Below are 25377 nucleotides of genomic sequence, written 5' to 3' on the forward strand. Positions count from 1 at the left end.
TGGATGAAATAATGTTTTTCGCGAATCCTCTATTATCGCCGAAATAACATTACTTTCAATATGGTTATTGCTGAAATTTTCGATCTTAAGTGTAGAAGTCGACCTGATGATGACTATTATCAACATGATGCGGGTACATGGATTTGAGGTGGATCAAATGCAGTGAGACTGGTATGCAAGTGTGATAAAAATGACTCAAATCACTTCTGCTTCTATGGAACGCCATGCAAAATATCCACCAACAGGCTGTCCTCGATGCGCATTTGCTGCAGTTGGTATCCCATGACCCTCGCCTGGAGGCCGTTCGGCAGGTGGCTGGACCATTGCACCCGCGCATGCACCCGTCCGGGTTCGAGGGCCTGGCCCGGGTGATTTGTGGTCAGCAGCTGTCTGTGGCCAGTGCGGGCGCCATCTGGCAGCGTTTTTCCGAGCGCGGAGATGCTGCGCGTGATCCGCAGGCTTATCTGTTGCGATACGAAACCGGTCTGGAGGGCGTGGGCTTATCACGCAGCAAAATCCTGACGCTGCAACGGGTGGCTCAGGCCCTGGGGCAGGGCCAGTTGGACCTGGATGCCGTGGTTGGTTTACCGGTAGCTCAGGCCATCGCCGCCTTGACCCAATACAAAGGCATAGGCCCTTGGACGGCAGAGATCTATTTGATGTTTTGCGCCGGGCATCCCGATGTGTTTCCGGTGGGGGATCTGGCCTTGCAAAAATCGGTCAGCCAAGCGCTGGGTCTGGAGCCGGGTATCAAGCCCGCAGCGCTGGCTCGGGTCGCTTCAGCCTGGGCCCCCTGGCGATCAGCGGCAGCGCTGTTGTTCTGGCGGTACTACGGGGTGCAAAACCGCAAGGACGCCCTGCCGGTTTAGCCAATCATGGGGCGGCAGGGAGGGTGACAGACTGCGTTTGATTCGTGGTGGCTTTAGTTCAGCTTTTGCAGTTGTTTGGCGATGCCCTGCAGCATGCTGTTCATATCGGTAGGGGGGCTGGGCAGCACAAACCGCGCGGGGTCGGGTTTTTTGCTGGAGACAGTCTTTACTGCGTATTTTCCCGAGACCTGAAGTATGCCCTGATGGTCTTTGGGCAGGGCTTGTCGGATATCCTGCACGGCCTGCGTGCTGGTCATCATCGCTGCAGCGGTATTCAGATAGGCTTGGCTGAGTTCCGTCACCGTGGCGTCGTCGGTCAAGACGGCAGTCAGGGTTTCAGGTGGCTGCTTGGGCTCGCGGATCGTGATGTTGTAGCTGACCCCCCGGATGCCGGCCACGGTGACAGGCTTGCCGGTATTCTGGACCGATTCGATGGCCGGGATGCGGTCGGAAATATCCAGTCCGGGCTGATTCAGGCCTTTGGCGACCTGGCTCAGTGTGCGCATCATTTCGCCCATTTCCATCACGCTGCCCTGTTCGGCTTGGACCATATAGGCCTTGCCGTCGCGCAGCACCATGTATTCGTTGGCGTTTTGTTCGCCCATGCGTACCGTCTGTGGGTCCAGCCATTCGACCTGGAATGTCTTGTTTTCATCGGTGGAGATGGTGGCGCTACCCGCTGCATGGGCCAGCGGCGTCAGCCCCAGGCCTGCGCACAGCAGTATCCAGGCTGGCAGTGCTGAAGTACGCCGATGGCTGGTGCGGTCTGCGGGGGGCGGCGTAATCATCGAAGCCGAATACGGATGGTCATTGTGATGAGACATAGTTGAATGGGCTGGGTGAATGTGTGAAAGAAGCCGGGACGCCTGTATATCCGCCCGATCCGAGATGCCCAACCATACACCAAGAGACATCCGATTGGCAGAAAAAAAAGTAGGTTATCAGTAGGGTTTTGCGTTAAGCTTCAAGCAAAGTCACCTGATGGCCCGGGGGAGACTTGGCCGAAAAGGAGCGCACTATGTCTGCGATAGCAAAACGGTATTTGTCTTTTTCTGCCCTGGCGGTCATGTCGATGCTGCTGGCCGCGTGTTCTGATTCGGGCTCGTCATCGGGTGGCGAACAGCACGCATCCGCGAAACCCAACATTCTTTTTATCGTGCTGGACGATCTGGGTGTGGATCAGATGACGTCCTACGGATATGGCGGTGCCGGCCCTGCCAAAACACCCAACATGACCGCGATTGCCCGTGCCGGGGTGCAGTTTCGCCATGCCTGGGCCATGCCGGACTGCACCCCGACGCGGGCCTCTTTCTTCACGGGGCGCTATCCCTCCAGCACCAATGTTCTGAATGCCCTGGTGGCCACCGATTTGGCCAATTCTTCGCCATCTCCCTACGAGATGACTTTGCCGAAGCTCTTGAAAACACAAGGCTACGTCAATGCCCTGATTGGCAAGATGCACATTACCGGGTCGGACCTGAACGGTGCATTCAATCTGCCCTATGGCTACGACAGCATGTGGAAGCTGGGCTGGGATTATTTTGATGGGTTTCTCGATGGCGCCCCCTATAACATTGATACGCGGGCAGGCCTGGCAACCTTGGGGGACGACGTCAACGGCGGTCCTTATAAATGCGGTTTTGTGCCGACGACCCGCATTGATGCGACTCATGGCGCGGATGCAGGGGCCTGCTATTTGGCCGATGGTACTTGCTCGACGCTCTCGATTGGTGGCGATGTGGTCACGCCGGGGCGCAGTTGCCTGGAACGTGGCGGGATTCTGGACCCAGGTCAATCCTGCAAGGCGACCCTGCCCAGTTATCTTGATTTCACTGCACAAAACGGTTATTACACTGGACGCTGGGTAAAAAGCACTGCCCAGGGCGGTGGCCATGTCATTCCGGCCTCCGATCCGTCGTCACGCGGTTATCGCAGCGTTCTCGAGACCGAGCGGGCGCTGGAGTGGGCCAAGCAACAGTCTCCCAGCCAGCCTTGGATGCTGACGGTGGGGTATTCGGCCATCCATACGCCCTTGCAGTTGCCGCCTGTGGCGTTGATTGCGGAAGATACGCCGGGCCGCAATGACAATCTGGTATGTTCACCGCTGGCCGACTCCGAAAGCACCCCCGTGCTCACGCAGGCGACCGATATCATCGATAGCCATCTCATCACGAATCTGATGGTCGAGGCGGTGGATAGAAAAATCGGCGATTTGTTGGTCGGCTTGGGGCTGGCCAGCTACCAGAACGGCGTGCTGGATTACCGGCCCGAACAAACGAATACCCTGGTGGTGGTCGTGGGGGACAACGGCACCTATGTCAACAGCGTCAAGTTCACCGCACCGGGGCGCTTCGATCCCACCCGTTCCAAGGCGACTCCTTACCAGACCGGCGTCTGGGTGCCGTTGCTGATGGCGGGGCCGATGGTCGCCTCGCCGGGCCGTGAGGTCCCGCACATGATCAGCTCGGTGGATCTATATCAACTGTTCGCGGATGTCGCCGGGGCGGACATGAACGCTGCCATTGCGCCTGACCGCCCGGTGGATGCGCAGCCGATGCTGGCTTACCTGAATAACCCCGAACAGCCTCGTATTCGTGCCACCAACTTTACGGAAATGGGGACCAATATTCGCGCGGTGGGATCGGCTGCTAGCGAATATCCCTGCGTGGTGCCTGCTGCAAACAACGTCTGCACAACCTTGTTTCCCCAAAAAGGGGTGTGTCTGGCCCAGGGGGGCATTTGGTATGGAGACAATCAATCTTCTGACACCGCGGGTGTGCCGGCCGAGGGCTACAACAACTGCTGCCAGGTACAGGCATACCGTCTGGCACAAAATCAGGCCACGACCTTCCTGCCCACCGCCACCAAAGCCGTGACGGATGGCACCTACAAGCTGGTGCGTCAGACCCGCAATCAGTGCGATCCAACCATGGGCAGCGCATCAGACCCTAGTGCGTATGCCTATAGCCCGACCCGCTTTGAAGTCATGGACGAACTCTATCGGATCAATACGGCGGCGCCGAACCCTCTGCTGGATCGGGAGGGCAGTGAACTCATCGCCATCAGTCCGCCCCCCCTGAACACCGCCGCTCTGGACGGCGAGCAGCAGCGCGTCTACGCCAGCCTCAGTGCCGAGATGGATCAGCACGATGCGGTCGCCAGCTATAACCAGGACTATGACAGCGTCAGTTGTCCGGGCGATGGCAACCGCGATCTGGTGGTCAACCAAGCCGACCTGGATCATTGGCAAGAGCTCAGCCGCCTGAACAACGGCCAATCCAGCTGGTACGACTTCAACCACGATGGCAAGACGGACGCGGCGGATCGGCAGATCATTCAAAACAACCTGGGCATGGTCTGCAGCAGTAGTTGATAAACGGTTCGACAGGCAGCTTGGCGCCATCTGGATGATGGCGCTGGGTTGCTGATGCCGAAGGATACAAGGGTGTAGTATGGTGCCAGAGTAGTCTTCGCAACCATTGAATCCAGAGGAATTGCACTATGACCGTTTCCAATGTTCAGGCTGGCACTGTTCTCAGCCTCAAGGGCAAGACGGCCCTGATCACTGGCTCTGCCAGTGGCCTGGGCAAGCGCATTGCCGAAGTCTATGCCGAGGCAGGTGCCAGCGTGGTGATTGCGGACCTCAAACTGGAAGCAGCTCAGGTCACCGCCGATGAAATCACCAAAAGTGGCGGCAAGGCCATGGCCGTGGCCATGGATGTGACCAACGAGGATTCCGTCGACCAGGGCTTTGCGGCTGCCGCCAAGACCTTTGGCGAGGTGGACATTGCCATTGCCAATGCAGGCATCCAGATTGTGTGCCCGATTCAGGATTTCCCCTTTGCCGACTGGAAAAAGCTGCTGGCGGTGCACTTGGACGGTGGCTTTTTGACGGCGCGCGCGGCAGTGCGTCAGATGATTGCCTCCAAGCGCGGTGGTTCAATCATTTTCATGGGGTCGGTGCACTCCAAAGAGGCCTCGAAACTGAAAGCGCCTTATGTCACGGCAAAGCACGGGCTTGAAGGCCTGGCCAAAGTCATTGCCAAAGAGGGTGCTCAGTACAATATCCGCACCAACGTTATTTGTCCCGGCTTTGTCCGCACACCGCTGGTCGAAAAACAAATCCCCGAGCAGGCCAAGGCACTCGGCATCACCGAGGACGAAGTCATCAAGACCGTGATGCTCAAGGACACGGTGGACACCGAGTTCACCACTGTGGATGATATTGCTCAGGCCGCACTGACCTTTGCCGCCTGGCCCAGCAATGCGCTCACCGGTCAGTCGCTGGTCGTCAGCCACGGCTGGTTCATGCAATAAAGCTGATCCGTCGTTCGTCTATACGGCTCGGGGCCTGCTGCTTGCAGGCCCCGAGCCGTATTCGTCAGACGATTGATTGGCAGACATCGACCCAGTGGCCGTTGGCCAATTCCGCCAGCCGCGCGGGGGTGATGCGCACGGCGCTGTCCAGTGAGCCGGCGGCAGGCATGACGATGGGATAGTTTTGCAGGCGGATGTCACAGTACACCGGCAGTGCTTGCGCCAGGCCAAACGGGCAAACACCCCCGACAGGGTGGCCAGTCAGCGCGGCGACTTCGTCAGCGTTCAGCATCTTTGGGCGTCCGCCCAGGACATGTCTCAGCTTTTTATTGTCCAGCCGGGTATCACCACAGGCCACCACCAGGACCACTTGATCTGCCGTCCGCAAGGATAGGGTCTTGGCGATTTGACCGGGCTCCACCCCGTGCGCCTGAGCCGCCAGTTCGACGGTCGCAGTGCTTTGACCCAGTTCCAGGATCTGGATGTCGGGGGCGTGTTCCGCAAAGAATTCGCGGACGGATTCAATCGTCATGCTTGTTCCCTGATCTATTGTTGGATATGTCCGGCCCGAACCGATAAGGGCCAGGTGATTTTCCGCAGGACGGTGGGGCCTCCCCAGCTTTTGCGCAAGGTGGCTGCAAGTTCATCCACGGGATTGATTCCCAGGGCATTTTCTGCCGCTTTGACGGCTGACCATGTCTTGAGATAGCCAATCAGATCATCCAGGCGCCACTGCAATTCGATGGCCAGCGGGGGTAGGGCAAGTTCCTTGAACGGGAATGGCAGGTTGCGGTAGCCGGTGTCGACATGGCGGCGCTCAGTCGGCCAATAGGAAGCAATCGTGTCGTGATAGAAGTGTTGGATTGCGGCATCGACAGCACCGTCCACATGCAGCACACCATAGGTGATCAGAGCAATGGCTGCTTGTGGCCGGGCCACGCGTTGCGCCTCGACGTAGAACTTTTCCAGGTTCAGCCAGTGGGCAGCTTGGGCCACTGTAATCAGGTCTACGCTGGCATCGGGAAGTCCACAGTCCTCTGCCAGCGCTATGCGGTAGATCACGCGGTCGTGCGGCCGCGCCTTTTCGATCTGGGTGGCGCTGGCATCGCTTGCAATCACCTCATCGAAACGATCAGCCAACAACGTCGATAGCTGCCCGGTGCCGCAGCCGCAATCCAGCGCCCGGGTCAGGGCGGGGCTGAGTCGCGCCAGTTCCTGCACCAGCGAGAGGGGGTAGCTGGGTCGATGGGCTGCGTAGCTGGCAGAGTTGCTGGAGAAAAAATCTTTGAAGTGTGTTGTGGCCATTTGCGCCTCTTGCTTGGGTCCCGGCTAGGCCATGGCAGACGCCAAAGGTGTCAGGGCGGCTATTGGGGCAGGCTTTGGGGGGTTCATCATACCGCCAGGACGCCACTGAACGGAAATGCCTCGGTGCACACCAGAACATCTTACGGTGCACGATAAGACAAATGCTCCGCTGATTTGATGCCTAACATGAAAGGAATAAAAAATATCGTAGGAGACACGCATGATCAACACGGATCAGCAGCCCGAACTTGCTGCCATTCGGGAATATATGGTGATTGATGGCCAACCCTGTACGGATGGGGTGGGGCGTTTGCCAGTATTCAACCCGGCTACCGGGGAAGTCATCGCCCAGCAAATCGAGGCCGGTCCGCAGCAGGTTGATCTGGCTGTCCAGGCGGCCCGCCGGGCTTTCGAATCATCGGCATGGCGCGCCTCGCTGCCTGCCACCCGAGAACGCCTGCTGCTTGCGTTGGCGGACCGCATCGAGGCCGAGGGCGAATCCCTGGCCCGGCTTGAAACCCTGAATAACGGCAAGCTGCTGGCAATCTCGCAAATGCTCGAGGTCGGTGCCAGCGCTCAGTGGCTGCGCTACATGGCGGGGTGGGCCACCAAGATCACGGGTGATACGCTCAGTCTTTCCATTCCGTTTCCTCCGGGGGTCAAATACCACGGCTATACGCAACCAGAGCCCGTCGGCGTGGTGGCTGCCATTGTGCCCTGGAACTTCCCGCTGCTGATGGCAGTCTGGAAAATCGCGCCGGCGATTGCCGCTGGCTGCACCATTGTGCTCAAACCCGCAGAAGAAACACCGCTGACTGCCTTGCGCTTGGCCGAACTGGCTCTTGAAGTCGGCTTTCCACCTGGGGTCATCAATGTCATTACAGGGCGCGGTGAAATCACCGGCGCGGCGCTGGTCGCACACCCAGATGTCAACAAGATCGCCTTCACGGGCTCCACTGAAGTCGGCAAGCTCATCGCGCATGCGGCAGTTGACGACATGAAGCGGGTGTCCCTTGAACTGGGCGGAAAATCACCGGTTGTCATCATGGATGACTGTCCCGTTGATCTTGCTATCCAGGGTGCGGCTGGCGCGATCTTTTTCAACCAGGGACAGGTCTGCACGGCAGGGTCCCGGGTATTCATTCAGGACGGCATTTATGATCAGGTCGTCGAAGGCCTGGCGGCAGCGGCGGATAGCCTGAAAATGGGGTCCGGGTTTGACGGAGACACCCAAATCGGCCCCATGATTTCCGCCCGCCATCGGGATCGGGTATCCCGCTACATCGACGAGGGGCGTGCTTCGGGCGCACAACTGCTGGCGGGTGGTCAAACCTGGCAGGGGGCTGGGTATTTTGTCCATCCCACGGTCTTTGCCAATGCCACGCCGGATGCATCCATTGTGCGCGAAGAAATCTTCGGCCCCGTGGTCGTTGCCGCCCGCTTCCAGCAAGAAGAAGACGCCGTGCGCTTGGCCAACGATACCCGCTTCGGGCTTGGGGCCAGCATCTGGAGCAACGACCTGGCCCGCGTTCAGCGCATGGTGCCGCGCATACAAGCCGGAACAGTCTGGGTCAATACGCACAATATGCTCGATCCCTCCATGCCGTTTGGCGGCTACAAACAATCCGGCGTCGGGCGCGAACATGGCCGGGCGGTGATTTCTAACTATATAGAAACCAAATCAGTCTGCATTGCCTATCCCGATTCCGTTTAAATTATTTCAATTTTCAGTATCACCCTGACGATAGAGCCCGCACAGATCGGGCCTCAAGGAGACAACGATGACGTTAATGCGTAAAGCACGCAATGCAGTGCTAGTTGCTGCGCTGGCTGCGGCAGGTGCCGCACAGGCGGGGGACCCCAGCGCCCGCGATTGGATTCCGGCGCCTCCGGGCACCAATCTGCTGGCTGTTTATTTGCTGGGCCTGGGCTCACATGGTTTCTACGACCAAGGCAATCGGCTGGATGGCGGGCCGACGGTCGACGTGCAGGGTATGGTGCTGCGGCCCATGCACTTTGGTGAATTATTCGGCAAGACGGTCCAGTATGAACTGATTTTGCCGGCTTTCCGCACCACGATCGGCATGGATGGCTTTCCGGATGATCGGGTGACCGGGGTGGGGGATGCTCAACTGGGCGCCGCCGTCTGGTTCGTCAACAACGAGGAAACCAAGACGTGGTTTGCCTGGGAACCCTTCATTACCGTACCTACTGGTAAATATCACAGCAACCATGCAGATGCCTCCCCTGGCAAGAATCGCTGGACTACTCTGCAGGACTTTGCCTTTGTTCAGGGATTTGGTGAGTCCACCTTCCTGGAAGCAGTGGCCGAGTTCGAGTTCTTTGGCGATAACAACAATTACTACGGTTCCACGCTCAAAAAATCCCCGGCCATTCGCCTGATGGCACTGGCGTCCACCAACATTACGGCAGACACCTATGTCGGCATGCGCTATCGCTATGAAACCGGCGGGCGCGAAAAAATCGATGGTGTCGAGGCGGTTGGCCGTGCCAACAATCACCAGTTGGCCTTCGAGGTAACCCACCAGCTGAATGACGCCAACCAAGTGCAATTGCAGTACATCCATGACCTCAAGGTCGAGAACGGCCCTCGCATGCGTGGCGTACAGCTGCGCTATGTCTACGCCTTCTAAGTCCTACCCAAGGAGACACACAATGAAAAAAGTAGTCTTTAGGCTCTCATCGCTGGCAAGCCTGTTGTCCATGGCTCTGCTGGTGGGGGTCACGACCAATGTCACCGCCCAGAACCTGCCTGTCGAACAGCTGACGGGCGGTCATTCTGTCAAGGTTGATCCGGCTGATCGGGTTTACGTCATGGATGCTGTGTTCATGCACCTGACTGATAGCCGATTCAATCAGTTCGACCGTAATACCGGCAAATTTCTAGGCATGATCCCCACGTCGTTCAATGGCTTTGCCCAGGTGTCCAAAGACGGCAAGAACGTCTATGTGGCGACCACCTACTACGAACGTGTCACGCGCGGCAAACGCACGGACGTGATCGAAGTCTGGGACAACTCCACCCTGAGCTTCGTCAAAGAAATCGAATTGCCCCCCAAAAGAGCCGGCGCGCTGAACTACAACGGCATGTTCCGGCAAACCAACGATGGCCAGTTTCTCTTGCTCCAGAATGCCACGCCGGCTGCCTCGGTCAGCGTCGTGGATATCCAGAAAGGTGCTTTCGCCTCTGAGGTCACCTCGACAGCAGGCTGCTGGAGCACCATTCCCCTGCCGGGTACGCCGCGCAGCTTTTCCACCATTTGCGGGGATGGCGCGCTGCTGACGATCAACCTGGACAAAGACGGCAAGGTACTCAGCCAGAACCGCAGTCAGCCCATGTTCTCGGTCAAGGACGATCCCGTCTTCATCACGCCCGGACTGCTGTCGGATCGCATGGTCTTTGTGTCGTTTTATGGCAATGTTTATACGGCCAAACCCAGCGCAGACGGCATGAGCTTTGAGCCCAGTTGGTCATTGCTGGACCAGGCCGATCGCGCCCAGAACTGGGTGCCGGGTGGCTATAATCTGCTGGCTGTCGAACCCAAGAGCGAACGCCTGTACATCTTCATGCACCCCGAAGGCAAGGAAGGCTCGCACAAGAACCCGGCTGTCGAGCTCTGGGTATACGACCTGAAGTCCAAGAAACGAGTCGCCCGCATCCCCGGATTGGATGCCTTGTCCATGGACATCATTCCCGGGAAAAAGCCCCAATTGTTGACGCTGGACGGGGGTAATGCGCACATTTACGACATCTCTGCCCCAGAGCCCAAGCTCGTGCGGACGATTGAAGGGGTCAGCGAGTCAGCACTGCAGATCATGGGGTGGTCGGGGAGCGGCAATGGGTGATCCAATCATTGTCTATTCAGCCTTGGCCGTGCTGGTCGTTGTGCTCTGGCTGGGGGCTTTGGATAAGCTGCGCCACTTCGCCGAGTTCGAGGCGGCGGTCACTGCCTATCAACTGCTTCCGGCTGCACTGAATAAACTGTTCGCCGTGGTGTTCGTTGCGGTTGAACTGGCCAGCGGGGTTTTGCTGCTGATGCCGCAGGCTCGAACCGAGGGAGCCCTGGCCGCACTGGGTATTGTGCTGCTGGCTTCAGTCGGCGTCGTCGTCAATCTACTCAGGGGCCATACCCGCATCAGTTGCGGCTGTGGTGGGCTGGCGCAGGACTCCACCGGCTTGTCCTGGTGGCTGGTGCTGCGCAATGCGCTGCTGGCCATGTTGGCCGGGGTCGTTATGGCGGGCATGGGCGTGCGCGACCTAGGTTGGCTGGATGGCCTGACCTTCTTTGGTCTGACGCTTTCGCTGCTATGCCTGTATCTCGTTTTCAATCAGTTGATCGCATCACATCTAGAGATGCAAAAAAGGAGTCAATCATGACGGCATTGATCATATCTAACGTGATGTTGTGGGCGGTTGTGCTGGCCTTGCTGCTGGTGGTTCTGGCGCTCACACGACAAATCGGCGTGCTCTATGAACGGGTCGCTCCTATGGGGGCGTTGACCATCGACAAGGGGCCGGCGGTTGGTGATCCGGCACCGCACTTTGACATGAACGATCTGCTGGGACGGCCGCATCAGATCGGTTATGCGGGCACGCACAGCCAACTGCTGTTTTTTGTTTCTCCCACCTGCCCGGTGTGCAAGAAACTACTGCCTATCCTGAAATCGGTCGCGCAAACCGAGCGCGCCTGGTTGAACATTACCCTGGCCAGCGATGGTGAAATGCCCGAACACCTGGCTTTTTATCGCAAGGCCGGGCTGGAATCCTTCCCCTATTTGTTGTCTACTGAATTGGGCATGAAGTTCCAGATCAGCAAGCTCCCATATGCCGTTTTGATGGATGAACAAGGCATTGTGCGGGCCAAGGGCCTGATCAATTCGCGTGAACAGCTCGAAAGCCTGTTCACCGCCAAGGAAATCGGGGTGGGGTCTGCCCAAGAATGGCTTGAGCAAACCTCCGTCAAGGAAATTTCACGCAAGGAGAACAGCAATGCGCTGGCTTGATCAATTCGGAGAGGCCTTTACCCGCAAAGTGGCCCATCAATCGTCGCGGCGCAGTGTCTTGTGCTCGATCAGCAAGGCATTAGTCGGGTCTGCTTTCATCATGCCGGTCTTGCCTGTCCTGCGTAATGCAAACGCGGCAACCGCCAAGACAGACCTGGACGTCGCCACCGAGGAAGAACTTTCTTCTTGCGACTACTGGCGCTATTGCGCGGTCGATGGTTTCTTGTGCACCTGCTGCGGCGGCTCTGCCACCAGTTGCCCTCCGGGCAGCGAACCCTCGCCAATTTCCTGGGTGGGCACTTGCCATAATCCCAAAGACGGCAAGGATTATCTGGTCAGCTATCATGACTGCTGCGGCAAGACAGCGTGTGACCGCTGTTATTGCGGTGGCCAGGTGCGCGAGCGTCCGGGCTACGAGTTCTTCCTGCACAATGATGTCAACTGGTGCATGGCCAATAGCAATACGATCTACCATTGCACAGTATCCACCATTGTGGGGCTGGGTAAGAATTGATCTTTTTGGAGTCAATGCCATGTTCAAGCCCAAGCATCTTGCTTGGGCCGGCCTGGTTCCCGGTCTGGTTCTAGCGGTTTTTGTCCAGGCCGGAGAGGTCGGTCTATCTCCACAGCAATCCATGGTCGAGACCTTGAGTGCCAGCACCTCGGCATACAAGGACTACATGCTGAATTGTGGGGGGTGTCATCGCTTCAGTGGCGAAGGGGTTGCTCGTAATGCCGTTCCTGATTTTCGCAATTCGATTGGGATGTTCACTCACTTGCCTGAAGGGCGGGAATACATGATACGCGTGCCGGGTGCGGCGCAATCCTTGCTGGGCAATGCCGAACTGGCAGAAGTGCTCAACTGGATTGTCGCCACATATAGCCCGGCACAGCTAGCGGCTGACTTCAAGCCGTTCACTGCCGGCGAGGTCGGGGCGGTGCGGCCATATCGCTTTGATAATGTGGTGGTAGAGCGCCGTAAATTGACCGAGCGTCTCAATGAACAGGGGCTGACGCCATCTGCTTATTTATATGGTGCTAATTAATGTTGCTTGCCGCCGGATGCCTACGGGTTTATCCGGCTGGTCTGGCGAAGCAGAGGCCTGTAGATTCACATAGGTCTTCAGTAGGAAGGCCCATATTAAAATGATAGCCCTCGCACCTTCCCCAGAACCACCAGTCACGCCTGGCTGCTGGCTGCAAAGCAAGCCGCGCCGGTTCAACGACCGGGCAGCGTGGTCGGACGCCATCAGCCAGCACTTTGTGCCCCTGGAAGTTGAAACCCCCGACGCCGGGCCTTTTTATAATCTGGCGGCCAACGAAACCCTGGGGTGTCTCCAGGTGTCCGAACTGATCACGTCCGCCCAGCGCGTGCGGCGCACGCGTGTATTGGCTAACCGTTCTGATTCGGCCCAGTATAAATTCAGTATTCAGCTTTCTGGACGATCTCAGATCGTGCAGGACGGGCGCACGGCGATTTTGCTGCCGGGGGATTGGGGGTTTTACGATACTTCGCGCCCCTACGAGGTCTGTGTCGATTCCAACGCCCATTTTCTTGTACTGCGCATCCCCTCCGCGATCTTGGCTGTCTGGGAATCCACGCTTCAGACGCAGTTGGCCACTTGTTTTGGTTCTGGCGATGGCAGCGCCCGGATTGCTGTGGATGCCTTGCGTTCATTGGTGGGCCAGGGGCAGGCCTTGACGTCAGAACACGCTGACCGGATTTCCGCCACGGTCATGCAACTGTTCGCCCTCAGCCTGGTTGGCCCATCCGATACGGTTGCCGAGGCCAAGCTCGATGATGTCCGGCAAGGCCAACTGCGGGTCATCATGCGTCATATCCATCAAAATCTGCATGATGCCGACATGACTGCCACGACATTGGCCCTGCGCTTCAGGATGTCGCGCCGATATTTGTATAAGCTGTTTGCCATGCAGGATCTCAAACCCGCAGATTACATTCTGGGCGTCCGGCTAGAACGCTGCCGTGATCTGTTGGGCGACGACGGCTGTGCGCGCTCGATGACCGAGATCGCGCATGCGCATGGCTTTCTGGATTCTTCTGCCTTCAGCCATGCCTTTCGCCGCCGCTTCGGCATGTCTCCCACCGAATGGCGCTCAGAATCGCTGCAAAAACCAGTCTCCTGATTTTGCCGCAGCCCCCATTGTTTTGATGCAAACAAGCAGGTGCCACAGAAATTCAGTAGGCATGCGCTTGTCATGGGTATTTTCATCGGATGATAATCATCATTCACCGAAGAAGCGGGGAAATAAGCTAGTATGTAGCAATCCATTCTTGATGGTTTCTGGAATAGAAAGGAAAAAAAAATGTTTAAACGACTTTCTATTCAGGCAAAGCTGATGCTCAGCATGCTGGCCTGTCTGTTGCTCTTTGCGATGATTTCCGCCGCCCTGAATTTCATTCTGATGGGCAGCAGCTTGCGAGATCGCGCGGTGACCCAAGAACTCCCCGCCGTGGTGGGCGAAATTCGTAACGACGTCTTGCGCCAGATTGCCGCGCCGCTGGCGGTGGCGCATTCGATGACGGCCAATACCTATCTGCTGGATTGGGAAGCCCAGGGGCTGCCTGACGCCGGGGCGGACGGTTGGACGAAGTTTGCCCGCTCCATCAAGGATCGCTTCAAGGCTGCCACCGTGTTCTGGGTTTCTGGGGCGACGGGAAAATACTATACCGATGTTGGCCTGAATCGCACTTTATCGCGTGATGATGCCCGCAATCAGTGGTTTTATAGTTTGTTGGAAGCCCCCGAGCCGGATCGCCTGGATATCGACCGGGATATGGGCGCAGGCGCCACAGAGGGCTATATGTTGTTCATCAACACTCGCTTCGACGCGGGGGATGGCAAGATCGGCGTCACGGGTCTGGGTTTGTCTATCGATGACATGGCAACGGCTGTCAGCGCCTACAAGATCGGAGAGTCCGGCTCAGTCTCCATCGTGGGTGGTGATGGCGCCTATTTGATGAATGCCGATCCCGCCCTGATTGATGGCAAGCATTTCGTCCGGGATCAACCGGGTTATACCCCGGAATTCATCCAGATGTTGTTCAATCAGCAGCCTTTTGCATACGTAATCCGTGCCGGACAGCATGGCAAACAGGTGGTCGCATCTTCTTATGTGCCCGAACTCAGGATGTATGTGCTGGCCGAGGTCCCCGAAAGCGAAATCCTGGGTGCGGCGCAGCGCACCTTGTGGCTGACCACGCTGATTGCCGCACTGGTGGGCGGTGGCCTGGGTCTGATCGTCATCTATCTGGTCAGTCGGGCGATTGCCGCGCCGGTGTCGCGGGCAGCGCGCATGCTAGAGGAAATCGCGGATGGCGATGGCGATCTCAGCCGTCGGCTACAGGTTGAGACCAACGATGAAATCGGTGTGTTGGCACGGGCGTTCAATCGGTTCATCGAATCCCTAGAGCGCATGGTGGGGTCCGTGCGTTATTCCGCCGATTCGATTTCTCTGGCGACCTCAGAGGTCGCACAAGGCAACCAAGACCTTTCTGCGCGCACCATCAACCAAGCCAGCGCCCTAGAGGAAACAGCAGCCTCCATGGAGCAGCTGGGGGCCACCGTGCATCAGAATGCGGATAATGCCCAGCAGGCCAATCAACTGGCCCTGCGTGCCAGCGAAATCGCAGAGCGCGGGGGCACCGCAGTGGCCGAGGTCGTACAGACCATGCAAGGCATCAACCAGGCCAGTCAGCGGATTGCCGACATCATCAAGGTGATTGATGGGATTGCCTTCCAGACCAATATTTTGGCCCTGAATGCTGCAGTCGAAGCGGCCCGTGCTGGTGAGCAGGGGCGCGGCTTCGCCGTGGTCGCCAGCGAGGTCCGCGCGCTGGCCGGGCGCAGTGCTCAGGCAGCCAAGGAAATCACCGTCTTGATTCACGACAGCGTCGAGCAGGTGGGCAAGGGCAATGTCCAGGTCGAACAGGCCGGCGCCACCATGCAAGAAGTGGTGGATGCGATCCGCCGGGTGACTGGCATCATGGGGGAAATCAGCGCCGCCAGCCGAGAGCAGGCCACCGGGGTCGCGCAGGTAGGGGAAGCCGTCGCACAAATGGATCAGGCCACGCAGCAAAACGCCGCGCTGGTCCAGGAAATGGCCGCCGCTGCCGACAGCATGCAGGCCCAGGCTCAGGAGTTGGTGCAGGCGGTCGCGGTATTCAAAGTCGTGGAAGCCAGGCATGCGCAGCCAGCCCTTGGCAAGGCCTCAAACGTGGTCCTGCTGAAGTAAAAATCACTGGGCTGGCGGTCGTCCCCGCCATGCGGCCCATGCGATCAGCGCCCAGGCGCTGATCATCAACATTCCGCCAATGGGCGTGATCGCGCCTAGCACCCGAGTGCCGGTCAGGACCAGCAGATACAGGCTGCCGCTGAAGATCAATACGCCGACCAGCATCAGTCTGCCGGCCCAGCGGGCGCAGGACTGGGCCAACTGGGGCCACAGCACGGCAAGCAGCAGCAGGCCCAGGCCGTGCAGCATCTGGTACTGCGCCGCCGTCCGCCAGGTCTCGAGTAGCTCGGGGACGACAAGGTGACGCAAGCCATGGGCGCCAAAGGCACCGGCAGCAACCCCTAGCGCCAGCAGCAGTGCGCCGCAGAAAATCAGTATGCGGGGACTGGTTGGAGGTAGTGGCATGCGTTTCCTTTCGTGTGTTTTGCCCAACAGTCGCAGGCAGATTCAATCGACATATTGGTGGTGGTCTGGTTTCTGGGCCTTGTCCCGATACATGCTGGCGTCGGCGTGCGCCAGCAAGGCAGTGCTGTTGTTGCCATCCTGGGGGAACTGCGCCCGCCCGATGCTGGTGTCGATTTGCAGGGGCGTGCCATGCCAGAGAATGGGTTGCCTGAGCGTGTTCTGGATGCGTTTGATCAGCGTGGTGATCTCGTCGGCCTGAGAGGTTTCAGGCATATCCGTCGTGATAATGACGAATTCGTCGCCGCCCAGACGGGTGACGGTGTCGGTGTCCCGGACGCAGGCCAGCAGGCGCTGGGCGATTGTGCGCAGCACGGCGTCGCCGGCGGCATGACCAAACGTGTCGTTGATGGGTTTGAATCGATCCAGGTCCAGCAGCAGGACGTGGCCCTGCAAGCCCGTGCGTGCGGCCCGGCGGATGGCGCGGCTTAAGTGCTCTTCCAGTAGCAGGCGATTACCCAAGCCCGTGAGGGAGTCATGACGTGCTTGTTGGCGTAGTTCTTGCAACTGGGTGTTGTATGTCTGGGTGACTTCGGAGATTTCTTCAGTCCAGCCCGTTGGGATCGGGGACAGCATCCGGTGGTTGCGCATGGCGTGGCGCAGTTGCTGGAGGGGTTGTCCGATGGTGCGATTAAAGGTCCAGAGCGCGCTAGCCAGCACGGCTGCCAACATGGATAAAAAAATAGCCAGTTGTGGCACCAAGCCACGGGAAACGGCGGCAAAGACTGAAATTGGCTGGAACGCAATGCTGAGGTCGCCCAGGAGGTGGGTACGGCCGTTTTCATCGACATAGTGCAGCGGGGTGCTGACAGTGTCTTCGCTATCGAGGTTGGGCAGTTTACCCACCTGAATCAGCTTTTGAGCGCATTGGTCCGGTGCGCTGGCCCCTTGTACGCTGGCCTGCAAGGACATGGCCTGGATAATGCCGCGCGCCGTCAGGCTATTGCAGTCCCACAGCGGTTTGATCAGAACTTGGGCGAAGGTTTTCAGGGTCTGGCTGCGTTGGTTCTCGGCTTCTGTGCGTTGATCCTGGTAATAGAGCCCGGTGGTAATGGCAGCGGCCAAAATATAGGCTAGGGCCAGTAATGGCAACAGCAGGCGCAGGAATTGCGTATACAGTTTCTGGGGTTGCGATGTCACGATATCTGTGGGTGCAGCAGCAGATGCTGATATTTCTGGGGCACGATGTCCTGAGCATAGAACGGGTTGTCCAGATCAATGACCGTGCGTCCCTGCCAGGCGCTGCTGGGCGGCAGGTGGCGAGTCTGAGCCCAGACGGACTCGAATTTACCGTTGCTGCTGATGATATCGAAACCTTTTTCCAGGGCTTGGTACAGTGCGTCAGCACTGGGATGCGAAGAAACCCAGACAAAACGATACCATGGATAATGCAATAACAAGGACTTATCCAGGGCAAGCTGTGGGAAAGACTGGCGGAAATGCCGCAGAAAATAATTCAGGGATTCTTCCAGGCCCATGGGAAACAAGTCGATCACCCCGGCTTGCATTTGTTCGGCGAATTCGCCGTTGCGCCAGGCCTGGACTTCGCGTGTGGTGATGCCTGCTGCGCGGTAGACTTCCACATCCCACCAGCCTGGGCCCTGTCCGATGATCAATGTTTTCAGGTCGGCCAGATTGTGCACCTGGGCGAGCTTGTCTTGCTGATTTTGCAGCACAAAGGATGCGCGCCAGCCCAGCAGGCCGCGCTCTAATGGCACGGCAATCATTCTCATGCGTCCTTCGCGCACCATGTCCAGGCGGGTGGGGGTGGCCGGCAGCAAGTTGATGTGAATGCGGCCCGCGCTGATTTCATGCAGATTGCGTTCTTCGGAAGCGTGGGGTGCTTCGACGAATTCCGCCGGAAAATCTGCGGCTTCCAGTGCGGCATGCAGTAATGCGATACAGTGCGCCAGGGATGGTTCGGTTTGCACGACAAAACGCGGCACTGTTGCAGCGGCAGAAAATCCGGGCAAGCAGGCGCCTGCCACTAAACCCAGCAGATCACGGCGGCGGATCGAGAATGCGGTGTTCATCCAGAGGGGCATCGTATTCGGGGTGAGTCGGATAGTGTACTGTAGCCCATGCTGCACTGGACCAGGTCGAGTCGGGGCCTGTGTGGGTATTATCTCCTTTCAACCACAATAAGCCTTGTGTCATGTCTCATCAAAATGCCTCGCGACATCGTCGTCCTGCCGGGGCGCGGCGCATCGCGCAGGTGCCTCCTGCGCAGCCCCGCTTACTGCTGTTCAACAAGCCCCATGGGGTTCTGACGCAGTTCAGCGACGATCAGGGGCGTGCCACATTGAAAGATTTCATCGACGTGCCGGATGTTTATCCGGCCGGCAGGCTGGATCGTGATAGTGAAGGTCTGTTGTTGCTGACTAACGACGGACGCCTGCAGGCCCGTATCGCCGATCCTCGGTACCAACAGGCTAAAACCTATTGGGTGCAGGTGGAGGGCCAACCGAGCGAGGCCCAACTGAGGCAGTTGCGCACTGGTGTGGTCCTGAAGGATGGTCCCACCCTGCCCGCGCAGGCGAGCCTCTTGGCAGAGCCATTGCTTTGGGCGCGCATCCCGCCGGTGCGGTTTCGTAAAAGCATCCCGACCGCCTGGTTGGAGATCACCATTCACGAAGGTCGCAATCGTCAGGTGCGGCGCATGACTGCCGCAGTGGGCTTGCCGACCTTGCGCCTGGTTCGGGTGCGTATTGGTCCGTGGGATCTGACCGGGCTGCAACCCGGCATGTGGCGCGAGGCCGCTACGCTGGTCTGATGGCGATCGGCGATTCGACGCGGATCAGGTTCGGCGGCCCCATATGCCGATACACAAGGTCATCAGAATGCCCGCCAGGGCAAAACTGCCGGTCGCCAACCAGGTCCACTGCCATCCACCGGTCGCGTGGACAACCCAGGCCACCACGGGCGGCCCCGAGAACTGTCCCAGGGATGAGCACTGCTGCATCCAGCCGACCGTGGTCGAGGTGGTCTGCGGTGTCGGGGCATAGCGTATCGCCAGGACGAACAAAGTAGCGGGGATCAGGCCACCCACCATAGAAAACATCAGAACGGCAAAGAACTGGCCGGTGGTCGACAAACCTGCGCCAAAGGCGGCAAAGGTGCAGACGATCATGGTCAGAAAGCCGGTCATCAGCAACCGACGCGCGGATATGCCCTGATGCAGCAGCTTGCCGGCCGTCAGGTTGCCGATGATGTTGGAGCCGGCGACCAAGGCCGTCAACAGGCCGGCAGTCGAGCCTGAAATCCCTGCTGTCACATAGATCGACGGCAGAAAACCGATGACGGCGATCCACTGCCCTGCATAGACCCCGAACACCAGGGCAATCAGCCAGACGTTGGGCGAAGCCAGCGTGGTGCGGACCAGCGACCAGGATGACTGGCGTTTTGGTGTTTGAGCGCGGGCGACCGGATCGGGCGGGACAATACGCAGGGTCAGCAGCATCACCAGCAGGGTCAGAGCGCCCAGCGCCAGCCATAGCGCCTGCCACGAGGCGATGCTCAGCAGCCAGGAGCCGCTTAATAGGATCAGCACCGTGCCGAGTGGCATGTAGCAGCTCCAGAGGCTCATCAGACGGCTGAGGTACTCGGAGGGGACCAGACGTTTGATCAGTGCGGGCACCGGCATGACGGCCAGTAGAAAGCCGCAGCCTTCCAGCCCGCGAAACAGCAAAATCAAGGTCTTGGACTGGAATAGAGCGCCAGTCGCCGATGCCAGGGCCAGAATCAGCAGGCCCGTGATCACGCAGCGGCGCAGTCCGATCCGTTCGGCAAAAAGACCAGCCACCAGCCCCAGGGTCATGCCGCCCAGTTGTACGATCGACAGCAGAAAGCCGGATTCAACCAGATCCAGGCCCAATTCGATCTGTAGCGCAGGCAGCGCGGGAGGCAGCTTCCAGATGTGCAAGGCGGCGCAGATACCGACCAGCACCAGAAAGAATGGAGCTCGTAATGGGTGGGCAGGGCGTGTGGGGAGGGGGGGTTGGGTCATGGGACTCATTGCCGAGTTTCTTTCGGGGTAAAGCTCAGGCAGGCATGGCCGGTTGCTGCCCGGACATCGTGCTCGGGCAGGCGGTAGCTCTTGAAGCCCATCGAACGGCAGCCGTAGGGGAGGCGTGGGTCGAAGGTGATGTAGAAATGCGCGCATTGATTGCAGGCGATCGGGAGACGGACATTGTGGTTCACAGAATCATTCATACATGGGCCCCCCACCTGCAGTGTCGCTATCGAAACACCACTGTGCGTTTGCCGTTCAATAAAATACGATGCTCGACGTGCCAGCGCACCGCGCGTGACAGCACCACGGATTCTATATCGCTGCCGATTCTGGAAAGATCCTGCGGGTTCATGGCATGGTCGACACGTTCGATATCCTGCTCGATGATCGGGCCTTCATCCAGGTCTTGGGTCACATAGTGGGCGGTTGCGCCAATCAGCTTGACACCGCGCGCGTGCGCCTGGTGATAGGGGCGTGCGCCCTTGAAGCTGGGCAGAAAACTGTGATGAATATTGATGGCCCGACCTTCTAATGCCTTGCACAAGTCGGTCGACAGGATCTGCATATAGCGCGCCAGCACCACCAGATCAGCATGGCTTTCTTTGACCAAGGCAAGCAGGCGTGCTTCTTGCGCGACACGCGTGTCGGCCGATACGGGCAGATGATGGAAAGGCAGACCGTGCGCGGCAGCCATCGGCTGAAGGTCCAGGTGATTGGACGCTACACCCACGACTTCCGCTGCCATCTGTTCGTTGCGCACTCGAAAAAGCAGATCGTTCAGGCAATGCCCCTGGCGGCTGACCAGAATCAGCAGCCGCGTTTTGCGGCTGGCATCGTGAATGTGAAACTGCATGCCGAAGCGTTCAGCCACTGCTAGAAAGTCTGCTTCGAGTTCCGTGTCGGTGCAGTGCGCCGGCAGGGAAAAATGCACGCGCAAAAAAAACTGCTGGCTGTCCAGATCGCCAAACTGTTGCGCATGCACGATATTGCCGTGATGTTGCAGCAACCACGCGCTGAAAGCGTGGACGATGCCCATGCGGTCGTGACAGGAAAGCGTCAATATGTAATCGTGCATTAAAGCAGGGTGATTTCCGGGAACAGGCCGGTCGTCACGGGTCCGTTGTTTTGTCAGCCGTCACTGTACAACAGGTGCCTGTGCTTTGGCGCCGAGACAGACTATAGTCCGGGGAATCGAACTTACACGGAAGTTAACGGCCACCCGCCGGAGGTTTTTAATCTGACGCAGGGTGGCAGTGGGAGACCTGACCATGGAGTTGGTAAAAATCGCCCTTTTATTTGCCGTGACGGCGCTGGCCGAGATCATTGGCTGCTATTTACCCTGGCTGGTCCTGAAACAGGGCAAGCCAGCGTGGCTGTTATTGCCGACTGCTGTATCGCTGGGTTTGTTTGTCTGGCTGTTGACGCTGCATCCGACGGCGGCGGGGCGCACCTACGCGGCTTACGGCGGGGTGTACGTCGCTGTTGCCCTGATCTGGCTGCGCTGGGTCGATGGGGTGGTCCTGACGCGTTGGGATATGGCGGGTGCCGTCATCGCCTTGGTCGGTATGGCGATCATTGTTTTGCAGCCATCGGCGGCTGGCTAAGCCCGGCTGTGGGGTACGTCTTAGTATTCCCTGACCTTGCCGCGTAACTGCTTGGTTGCGCTGCGTTCGGATTTGGCCTGCAGGCGGCGCCGTTTGGCGCCCTGGGTCGGGCGTGTGGGCCGACGGATGACCGGGACGTCACTGGCTTGGTCGATGATTTCCTGCAATCGGGCCAGTGCCAGCAGCCGGTTATGCACCTGGCTGCGGCTGGTTTGTGATTTGATGACGATGATGCCTGCCGCCGTGATGCGGTGGTCAAGCAGGTTCAGTAGCCGTTCCCGGATGTGTTCGGGCAGCGACGATGCGTGAATGTCAAAGCGCAGATGAACCGCGCTGGAAACCTTGTTGACGTTCTGGCCACCGGCGCCTTGGGCCCGGATGGCGGTGAATTCAACCTCGTGTTCCTGGATAAGATGCCTGTGGTGTGTCAAAGCCTGATCTCGTCTGAAATGGGTGGATGCTATTCAAGCAGCAAGAGCGCATCGAGATCAAGAATCGTCATCTGGCGCTGCCCAGTCTGCAGAATCCATCCGGCGTCTTCGAACTCTCCCAGTCGACGGCTGATGGTTTCAGGCGTCGTGCCGAGAAACGAGGCGAGATGCCTGCGGCTCATGGGCAAGTCGAATTGGGTAGAGTTCACTCGTTCCGCCTGATCGGCCAGGTACTGGGCCAGGCGGGCGTTGATCGAAACTGTGGTAATCGCCGCTGTTTGTTTTTCACTGGAGCCTAGGCGCCGGGATAGTTCTGCCAGCATGTGCAGGCCGATACCGGGATATTGCAGCAGAAGTTCCTGCACGTCGGCCCGGTGGATGGTACAGATTTCGGATGCCTGCATGGTCTCGGCGTAGGAGTCATGGGCCGTGGCCGAAAACAAGCTCAGCTCTCCGGCAAAATCACCTGGACTCAGGATACGGACCAGTTGTTTTTTGCCTGTGTCGGCAAGGCGGTAGACCTTGATCGTGCCTTGATGGATGATGAAGATTTTATTGGATGGGTCGCCAGGGCGATGAATGAACTGTCCGCTTTCATAGCTGTGCATGGATGCTTTGTCGGCAATCACCGCCAGTTCGTCAGGCGGCAGATGATTGAAGATCGGCACGCGTGAGACGCACAGCGCGGGGATATGTTCGCACATGGCATCGGGTGGTTGACGCGGTATGGGGCTCATCTTGAGACCTTTTTAGAGATGACCGAATCGCCGCAGATGCTGTGGGCACCAGGCTTGAGCATCTGCTGCGATCCAGCCCTGATTCAGGTGGCGGGCTGGTTCATTGGGCCAGCGTGGCCGGTTACGTCATGGGCATTCTTGCCTGCCGACCCTTGTGCGCGATAGCGTATGAGTCTAACGGCATTCAGGGTGACCAGCAGCACGCTCAGTTCGTGGACCAGCATGCCGGAGGCCAGGAAGATCTTGCCCAACAGCACGCCTGCGAGCAGTAGAACCACGGTGCCGACCGCCAGAATCGTATTTTGCTGCATATTGCGGACGGTGGCCTTGGCAAGAGAATAGGCATGTGCGAACTGATCCAGCCTATCCGACATCAGGACAATATCCGCTGCTTCCATCGAGATGTCCGTACCGCTGACACCCATGGCCAGTCCAACGTCGGCGGTCGCCAACGCGGGGGCATCATTGATGCCGTCGCCCACCATCGCGACCCGGTAGCCTTGGTTTTTGAAGGTATTGACCCATGCCACTTTATCCTCTGGCAGCAATTCGGCGTATACCGCATCCAGGCCAAGCGCATCTCCAACCAATTGGGCCGTATGGCGATTGTCGCCGGTCAGCATGATGGCTTTTTTCACGCCCGTGCGGCGCAGTTGTCCGATGGCGGTCCTGGCCTCCGGTTTGATCTGGTCGGCAATCGAAATGACGCCGGCCAGCTGTTTGTCGATGGCGATCAGCACGGCGGTATTGCCTGTTTTTTCGCGCTCGGTGGCATAGGCCTCGATGTGATCCGCAATAGCGACGCCCTGGTCTGCCATGAGCTTGCGGTTGCCGATAGCCAGGTGTGAGCCAGCGACGGTGGCGATCATGCCCCCGCCTTTGATGATGGCGACATGCTGCGGCTCCTGGTCCAGGATGAGTTTGCGCTTCCTGGCTTCAGCCACGATCGTTTGCCCCAGGTGGTGTTCGGACAACCTCTCGGCCTCAGCCACCAGGCGCAGTAGCACGTTCTCGTCCATGCCCCAGCTTTTCAATTCGGTGACTTCGGGCTTGCCCTTGGTCAGGGTGCCGGTTTTATCGAAGATGACCAGGTCGATTTTGGACAGGTTTTCCATGATTTCACCGCCCTTGACCAGTACGCCGTTACGCGCGCCGTTCCCGATGCCTGCCACCATGGATACGGGGGCGGAGATGACCAGTGCCCCTGGACAGGCGATGACCAGGAAAGTCAGTGCCAGTTCTACGTTGCGTGTCAGGGCGTACACCAGCACGGACAACACGACGATGGTCGGGGTGTAGATATTGGCGAAGCGATCGAGAAATTTCTGAGTGGTCGTTTTGGATTCCTGGGCATCTTCCACCATGTCGATGATTTTGGCGAAAGTGGTGTCGTCGCCGACGCGGTTGGCGGTGACTTCGATATAGCCATTATCGATCATGGTGCCGCTGAACACGCGGTCGCCCAGAGTCTTGCTGGCCGGGACGGATTCGCCGGTAATCGCGGCTTCGACAATCAGTGCCTGGCCCGAAACAATGACACCATCCACGGCAATTTTTTCGCCGGATCGGATCAAGACCCGATCCCCCTTGTTGACCTCTTCGACCGGGACTTTGATATGACCCTCTGGCCGGATCACAGTGGCCTCTGTGGGGGTCATGTCGATCAAGTTGCGTAGAGAGGATCGCGTCTTTTCCAGGGTGCGCATTTCCAGATACGCACCAAAAATAAAGAGGAAAGTCACCACGGCAGATTCGACGTACTCGCCGATGATCAAGGCGCCGATGACCGCGATGGTGACCAGCAGCTCGATACTGAAGGCCTTCATGCGCAGTGCCTTGAAGGCTTTGATGGCAATGAAATAACCTGCCACGACAGAGGATGCGATCAGGACGTAGTCCTTGTACTGAGCCAGGCCTGTCAGGTGCAACGCAAAGGCAATCAGCAGCATCAGGCCGGTCACGCCGGCGATATGGGAGTTTTTGATGTGGTTCATGACATGCTCCGGGGTATCGGGATCGGGTTATCTGGATTTCGACCCCGATCAGGGACCGAAATCCAAGCGTCTTTATTTAGGCGACTTTCTTGGATAACACGGGATAACCGAGCTTGACGATGATGTCCTGCAGGGCGTCGGCATTGGTTCTGTCGGCATCGAATTCAGCCCGGATCCGCCCTGAATTGAACATGACTTTGACTTCCTGAACGCCATCGGCTTTGCCTACCGTGTGTTCTATTTTCTTGACACAGGAAGGACAGGTGAAGGGTTCCATATTGAAAACGACCTTGCTCATGGCTTGGCTCCTTAAGAATGAATGGATAGCTTCATCTTAAGGAGAGCAGGTGCTTGCATGCCTTGA

The 25377-nt window shown here is 58.3% G+C and carries 27 protein-coding genes; 14 read left to right on the forward strand and 13 right to left on the reverse strand.

Annotation, left to right across the window (positions count from 1 at the left end; translation table 11 throughout):
* Positions 1-224 precede the first annotated feature (224 nt).
* Complete coding sequence (locus VDP81_RS09225) at positions 225-869, forward strand: DNA-3-methyladenine glycosylase 2 family protein (RefSeq protein WP_323012120.1); 645 nt, start codon at positions 225-227, stop codon at positions 867-869.
* Positions 870-922: 53 nt separating this feature from the next.
* On the opposite strand, the gene VDP81_RS09230 is transcribed toward VDP81_RS09225, so the two are convergent.
* The gene (locus VDP81_RS09230; RefSeq protein WP_322996046.1) at positions 923-1693 is read right to left on the reverse strand and encodes a hypothetical protein; all 771 of its coding nucleotides are present in this window, start codon (positions 1691-1693) and stop codon (positions 923-925) included.
* A 194-nt stretch (positions 1694-1887) separates the two neighbouring features.
* On the opposite strand from VDP81_RS09230, the gene VDP81_RS09235 reads away from it, so the two are divergent.
* Positions 1888-4242: a sulfatase-like hydrolase/transferase gene (locus VDP81_RS09235; protein ID WP_322996047.1), complete on the forward strand. Its 2355-nt coding sequence runs from the start codon at positions 1888-1890 to the stop codon at positions 4240-4242.
* Between the two features lie 128 nt (positions 4243-4370).
* On the forward strand, positions 4371-5186 hold the full coding sequence (locus VDP81_RS09240) for a 3-hydroxybutyrate dehydrogenase (RefSeq protein ID WP_322996048.1): 816 nt from the start codon (positions 4371-4373) through the stop codon (positions 5184-5186).
* Positions 5187-5250: 64 nt separating this feature from the next.
* On the opposite strand, the gene VDP81_RS09245 is transcribed toward VDP81_RS09240, so the two are convergent.
* Both VDP81_RS09245 and VDP81_RS09250 read right to left on the reverse strand, forming a co-directional pair.
* Entirely contained in the window at positions 5251-5718 is a 468-nt protein-coding gene (locus tag VDP81_RS09245) for a YbaK/EbsC family protein (RefSeq protein WP_323012121.1), read from the reverse strand.
* 14 nt (positions 5719-5732) lie between these two features.
* Positions 5733-6491: a class I SAM-dependent methyltransferase gene (locus tag VDP81_RS09250; protein ID WP_323012122.1), complete on the reverse strand. Its 759-nt coding sequence runs from the start codon at positions 6489-6491 to the stop codon at positions 5733-5735.
* A 220-nt stretch (positions 6492-6711) separates the two neighbouring features.
* Between VDP81_RS09250 and VDP81_RS09255 the strand changes: the two genes are divergently transcribed.
* The 9 genes from VDP81_RS09255 (at position 6712) to VDP81_RS09295 (ending at position 15773) form a co-directional block, all read left to right on the forward strand.
* On the forward strand, positions 6712-8205 hold the full coding sequence (locus VDP81_RS09255; RefSeq protein WP_322996051.1) for an aldehyde dehydrogenase family protein: 1494 nt from the start codon (positions 6712-6714) through the stop codon (positions 8203-8205).
* 67 nt (positions 8206-8272) lie between these two features.
* Positions 8273-9145 (forward strand): transporter, encoded by an 873-nt coding sequence (locus VDP81_RS09260; RefSeq protein ID WP_322996052.1) that lies wholly within the window; start codon positions 8273-8275, stop codon positions 9143-9145.
* Between the two features lie 22 nt (positions 9146-9167).
* On the forward strand, positions 9168-10358 hold the full coding sequence (locus VDP81_RS09265) for an amine dehydrogenase large subunit (RefSeq protein ID WP_323012123.1): 1191 nt from the start codon (positions 9168-9170) through the stop codon (positions 10356-10358).
* Positions 10351-10890, forward strand: coding sequence for a MauE/DoxX family redox-associated membrane protein (locus VDP81_RS09270; RefSeq protein WP_323012124.1), 540 nt, complete (start codon positions 10351-10353; stop codon positions 10888-10890). Before VDP81_RS09265 ends, VDP81_RS09270 begins: the two co-directional genes overlap by 8 nt.
* Entirely contained in the window at positions 10887-11516 is a 630-nt protein-coding gene (mauD, locus tag VDP81_RS09275) for a methylamine dehydrogenase accessory protein MauD (RefSeq protein WP_323012125.1), read from the forward strand. The genes VDP81_RS09270 and mauD overlap by 4 nt, the downstream gene beginning before the upstream one ends.
* On the forward strand, positions 11503-12030 hold the full coding sequence (locus VDP81_RS09280; protein WP_322996056.1) for a methylamine dehydrogenase light chain: 528 nt from the start codon (positions 11503-11505) through the stop codon (positions 12028-12030). Before mauD ends, VDP81_RS09280 begins: the two co-directional genes overlap by 14 nt.
* A 19-nt stretch (positions 12031-12049) precedes the next feature.
* Positions 12050-12562 carry a cytochrome C gene (locus tag VDP81_RS09285; RefSeq protein ID WP_323012126.1) on the forward strand — a complete coding sequence of 171 codons (513 nt, stop codon included), beginning with the start codon at positions 12050-12052 and terminating at the stop codon, positions 12560-12562.
* 100 nt (positions 12563-12662) lie between these two features.
* Positions 12663-13664, forward strand: a complete 1002-nt coding sequence (locus VDP81_RS09290) for a helix-turn-helix domain-containing protein (protein ID WP_322996058.1) — start codon at positions 12663-12665, stop codon at positions 13662-13664.
* 180 nt (positions 13665-13844) lie between these two features.
* Complete coding sequence (locus VDP81_RS09295; protein WP_323012127.1) at positions 13845-15773, forward strand: methyl-accepting chemotaxis protein; 1929 nt, start codon at positions 13845-13847, stop codon at positions 15771-15773.
* A gap of 3 nt (positions 15774-15776) precedes the next feature.
* Here VDP81_RS09295 and VDP81_RS09300 read toward each other — a convergent pair whose 3' ends face one another.
* The 3 genes from VDP81_RS09300 to VDP81_RS09310 are packed head-to-tail and all read right to left on the reverse strand — an operon-like array spanning position 15777 to position 18268.
* Entirely contained in the window at positions 15777-16178 is a 402-nt protein-coding gene (locus VDP81_RS09300; protein ID WP_322996060.1) for a DUF423 domain-containing protein, read from the reverse strand.
* Between the two features lie 42 nt (positions 16179-16220).
* Positions 16221-17375 carry a GGDEF domain-containing protein gene (locus tag VDP81_RS09305; protein ID WP_323012128.1) on the reverse strand — a complete coding sequence of 385 codons (1155 nt, stop codon included), beginning with the start codon at positions 17373-17375 and terminating at the stop codon, positions 16221-16223.
* On the reverse strand, positions 17372-18268 hold the full coding sequence (locus VDP81_RS09310) for an amino acid ABC transporter substrate-binding protein (protein WP_323012129.1): 897 nt from the start codon (positions 18266-18268) through the stop codon (positions 17372-17374). Before VDP81_RS09310 ends, VDP81_RS09305 begins: the two co-directional genes overlap by 4 nt.
* 122 nt (positions 18269-18390) lie before the next feature.
* Here VDP81_RS09310 and VDP81_RS09315 point away from each other — a divergent pair, with 122 nt between their 5' ends.
* Positions 18391-19008, forward strand: coding sequence for a pseudouridine synthase (locus VDP81_RS09315; RefSeq protein ID WP_323012130.1), 618 nt, complete (start codon positions 18391-18393; stop codon positions 19006-19008).
* A gap of 24 nt (positions 19009-19032) precedes the next feature.
* On the opposite strand, the gene VDP81_RS09320 is transcribed toward VDP81_RS09315, so the two are convergent.
* From VDP81_RS09320 to purU, 3 genes are read right to left on the reverse strand one after another with little or no spacing between them, the layout of a single operon-like run.
* Positions 19033-20241, reverse strand: a complete 1209-nt coding sequence (locus VDP81_RS09320) for an MFS transporter (protein ID WP_322996064.1) — start codon at positions 20239-20241, stop codon at positions 19033-19035.
* A 5-nt stretch (positions 20242-20246) separates the two neighbouring features.
* On the reverse strand, positions 20247-20447 hold the full coding sequence (locus VDP81_RS09325; RefSeq protein ID WP_322996065.1) for a hypothetical protein: 201 nt from the start codon (positions 20445-20447) through the stop codon (positions 20247-20249).
* Between the two features lie 26 nt (positions 20448-20473).
* Complete coding sequence (gene purU / locus VDP81_RS09330) at positions 20474-21322, reverse strand: formyltetrahydrofolate deformylase (RefSeq protein WP_322996066.1); 849 nt, start codon at positions 21320-21322, stop codon at positions 20474-20476.
* A gap of 193 nt (positions 21323-21515) precedes the next feature.
* On the opposite strand from purU, the gene VDP81_RS09335 reads away from it, so the two are divergent.
* Positions 21516-21851, forward strand: a complete 336-nt coding sequence (locus tag VDP81_RS09335; RefSeq protein ID WP_323012131.1) for a YnfA family protein — start codon at positions 21516-21518, stop codon at positions 21849-21851.
* Positions 21852-21871: 20 nt separating this feature from the next.
* On the opposite strand, the gene arfB is transcribed toward VDP81_RS09335, so the two are convergent.
* The 4 genes from arfB to VDP81_RS09355 all read right to left on the reverse strand — a co-directional run bounded on the left by arfB (position 21872) and on the right by VDP81_RS09355 (position 25311).
* Complete coding sequence (gene arfB / locus VDP81_RS09340) at positions 21872-22282, reverse strand: alternative ribosome rescue aminoacyl-tRNA hydrolase ArfB (RefSeq protein WP_322996068.1); 411 nt, start codon at positions 22280-22282, stop codon at positions 21872-21874.
* A gap of 29 nt (positions 22283-22311) precedes the next feature.
* Positions 22312-23019 (reverse strand): Crp/Fnr family transcriptional regulator, encoded by a 708-nt coding sequence (locus VDP81_RS09345; protein WP_323012132.1) that lies wholly within the window; start codon positions 23017-23019, stop codon positions 22312-22314.
* 83 nt (positions 23020-23102) lie between these two features.
* On the reverse strand, positions 23103-25013 hold the full coding sequence (locus VDP81_RS09350) for a cation-translocating P-type ATPase (RefSeq protein ID WP_323012133.1): 1911 nt from the start codon (positions 25011-25013) through the stop codon (positions 23103-23105).
* A 76-nt stretch (positions 25014-25089) separates the two neighbouring features.
* The gene (locus VDP81_RS09355) at positions 25090-25311 is read right to left on the reverse strand and encodes a heavy-metal-associated domain-containing protein (RefSeq protein WP_322996071.1); all 222 of its coding nucleotides are present in this window, start codon (positions 25309-25311) and stop codon (positions 25090-25092) included.
* Positions 25312-25377 lie beyond the last annotated feature (66 nt).

This window comes from Castellaniella sp. (assembly GCF_034675845.1).
In the GTDB taxonomy this organism is placed as follows: Bacteria; Pseudomonadota; Gammaproteobacteria; order Burkholderiales; family Burkholderiaceae_B; genus Castellaniella.

Coding starts and splice junctions, on each gene's coding strand:
- VDP81_RS09310 (WP_323012129.1), bottom strand. CDS start 18,268: ATGAACACCGCATTCTCGATCCGCCGCCGTGATCTGCTGGGTTTAGTG.
- VDP81_RS09230 (WP_322996046.1), bottom strand. CDS start 1,693: ATGTCTCATCACAATGACCATCCGTATTCGGCTTCGATGATTACGCCG.
- VDP81_RS09295 (WP_323012127.1), top strand. CDS start 13,845: ATGTTTAAACGACTTTCTATTCAGGCAAAGCTGATGCTCAGCATGCTG.
- VDP81_RS09345 (WP_323012132.1), bottom strand. CDS start 23,019: ATGAGCCCCATACCGCGTCAACCACCCGATGCCATGTGCGAACATATC.
- VDP81_RS09240 (WP_322996048.1), top strand. CDS start 4,371: ATGACCGTTTCCAATGTTCAGGCTGGCACTGTTCTCAGCCTCAAGGGC.
- purU (WP_322996066.1), bottom strand. CDS start 21,322: ATGCACGATTACATATTGACGCTTTCCTGTCACGACCGCATGGGCATC.
- VDP81_RS09265 (WP_323012123.1), top strand. CDS start 9,168: ATGAAAAAAGTAGTCTTTAGGCTCTCATCGCTGGCAAGCCTGTTGTCC.
- VDP81_RS09280 (WP_322996056.1), top strand. CDS start 11,503: ATGCGCTGGCTTGATCAATTCGGAGAGGCCTTTACCCGCAAAGTGGCC.
- VDP81_RS09225 (WP_323012120.1), top strand. CDS start 225: ATGCAAAATATCCACCAACAGGCTGTCCTCGATGCGCATTTGCTGCAG.
- VDP81_RS09285 (WP_323012126.1), top strand. CDS start 12,050: ATGTTCAAGCCCAAGCATCTTGCTTGGGCCGGCCTGGTTCCCGGTCTG.
- VDP81_RS09320 (WP_322996064.1), bottom strand. CDS start 20,241: ATGACCCAACCCCCCCTCCCCACACGCCCTGCCCACCCATTACGAGCT.
- VDP81_RS09315 (WP_323012130.1), top strand. CDS start 18,391: ATGTCTCATCAAAATGCCTCGCGACATCGTCGTCCTGCCGGGGCGCGG.
- VDP81_RS09300 (WP_322996060.1), bottom strand. CDS start 16,178: ATGCCACTACCTCCAACCAGTCCCCGCATACTGATTTTCTGCGGCGCA.
- VDP81_RS09235 (WP_322996047.1), top strand. CDS start 1,888: ATGTCTGCGATAGCAAAACGGTATTTGTCTTTTTCTGCCCTGGCGGTC.
- VDP81_RS09335 (WP_323012131.1), top strand. CDS start 21,516: ATGGAGTTGGTAAAAATCGCCCTTTTATTTGCCGTGACGGCGCTGGCC.
- mauD (WP_323012125.1), top strand. CDS start 10,887: ATGACGGCATTGATCATATCTAACGTGATGTTGTGGGCGGTTGTGCTG.
- VDP81_RS09255 (WP_322996051.1), top strand. CDS start 6,712: ATGATCAACACGGATCAGCAGCCCGAACTTGCTGCCATTCGGGAATAT.
- VDP81_RS09355 (WP_322996071.1), bottom strand. CDS start 25,311: ATGAGCAAGGTCGTTTTCAATATGGAACCCTTCACCTGTCCTTCCTGT.
- VDP81_RS09350 (WP_323012133.1), bottom strand. CDS start 25,013: ATGAACCACATCAAAAACTCCCATATCGCCGGCGTGACCGGCCTGATG.
- VDP81_RS09250 (WP_323012122.1), bottom strand. CDS start 6,491: ATGGCCACAACACACTTCAAAGATTTTTTCTCCAGCAACTCTGCCAGC.
- VDP81_RS09260 (WP_322996052.1), top strand. CDS start 8,273: ATGACGTTAATGCGTAAAGCACGCAATGCAGTGCTAGTTGCTGCGCTG.
- VDP81_RS09290 (WP_322996058.1), top strand. CDS start 12,663: ATGATAGCCCTCGCACCTTCCCCAGAACCACCAGTCACGCCTGGCTGC.
- VDP81_RS09325 (WP_322996065.1), bottom strand. CDS start 20,447: ATGAATGATTCTGTGAACCACAATGTCCGTCTCCCGATCGCCTGCAAT.
- VDP81_RS09270 (WP_323012124.1), top strand. CDS start 10,351: ATGGGTGATCCAATCATTGTCTATTCAGCCTTGGCCGTGCTGGTCGTT.
- VDP81_RS09245 (WP_323012121.1), bottom strand. CDS start 5,718: ATGACGATTGAATCCGTCCGCGAATTCTTTGCGGAACACGCCCCCGAC.